Origin of the sequence: Kitasatospora sp. NPDC057542 (assembly GCF_042801945.1) — a bacterium.
In the GTDB taxonomy this organism is placed as follows: Bacteria; Actinomycetota; Actinomycetes; order Streptomycetales; family Streptomycetaceae; genus Kitasatospora.
Genome location: NZ_JBHVFE010000854.1, coordinates 1 through 1,161 on the forward strand (window position 1 = coordinate 1; position 1,161 = coordinate 1,161).

General features: G+C 63.7%; 1 protein-coding gene. It reads left to right on the forward strand.

Annotated elements, in window-relative coordinates; genetic code table 11:
- Nucleotides 1-38: 38 nt before the first annotated feature.
- Nucleotides 39-1,160: an IS630 family transposase gene (locus ACFU7Y_RS44100; protein WP_224285573.1), complete on the forward strand. Its 1,122-nt coding sequence runs from the start codon at nucleotides 39-41 to the stop codon at nucleotides 1,158-1,160.
- The last annotated feature ends 1 nt before the right edge of the window (nucleotide 1,161 follow it).

The following is a 1,161-nucleotide window of genomic DNA, read 5'->3' on the forward strand; positions in this document are numbered from 1 at the left end:
CTAGTGTCCTGCGCCAGAGATCCGTCGTTAGATCGTTCATGAGTCCTTCTCCAGATGTTCCGGTGCGTCGTCGTGGTCCCGCGTTGGAGCCGTTGTTGCTGTCCGAGGAGGAGCGGGCGGTGTTGACGCGGTGGTCCCGTAGAGCGACATCGGCCCAGGCCTTGGCTTTGCGGTCGCGGATCGTGCTGGCGTGTGCCGGCCCCGAGGTCCCGACGATCGTCGGTGTGGCAAGGGAGTTGGGAATCACCGCAGACACGGTCCGCAAGTGGCGGCGGAGGTTCCTCGTCGAGCGCCTGGACGGGCTGGTGGACGAGCCTCGTCCGGGCCGGCCGCCGACCATCGCGGTGGACGAGGTCGAAGCGGTAGTGGTGGCAACGCTGGAGGAGATCCCGAAGAACGCGACGCACTGGTCGCGGAGCTCGATGGCGGCCCGCAGCGGCCTGTCGAAGTCCACGGTGGGGCGGATCTGGCGGAAGTTCCAGCTCAAGCCTCACCTGGCGGACACCTTCAAGCTCTCGACCGACCCGTTGTTCATCGAGAAGGTCCACGACGTAGTCGGGCTCTACTTCGACCCGCCCGAGGGGGCCGTGGTGCTGTCGGTCGACGAGAAATCGCAGATCCAGGCCTTGAACCGGTCCCAGCCGGTGCTGCCGATAATGCCGGGCATGCCCGAGCGCCGGACCCACGACTACGTGCGCAACGGGCTGACCACCCTGTTCGCCGCCTTCGACACCGACACAGGGAAAGTCATCACCTCATTGCACCGCAGGCACCGCGCTCAGGAGTTCAAGAAGTTCCTCGTCAAGATCGACCAAGAAGTCCCCGACGGCCTCGAAATCCACCTCATCTGTGACAACTACGGCACCCACAAGACCCCGGCAATCAGGTCCTGGCTGTCCCAACACCCCAGATTCCACATGCACTTCACCCCGACCGGATCCTCCTGGATCAACCAGGTCGAGCGCTGGTTCGGCTTCCTCACCGACCAGATGATCCGCCGCGGATCCCACAAGAACGTCCAGGCCCTCGAAAAAGACATCCGCACCTGGATCAAGAACTGGAACGACAACCCCACACCGTTCACCTGGACCAAAACCGCAGAGGAGATCCTCGACTCCCTCGCCCGATTCTGCCGACGAATCTCTGGCGCAGGACACTAGT

Coding starts and splice junctions, on each gene's coding strand:
- ACFU7Y_RS44100 (WP_224285573.1), top strand. CDS start 39: ATGAGTCCTTCTCCAGATGTTCCGGTGCGTCGTCGTGGTCCCGCGTTG.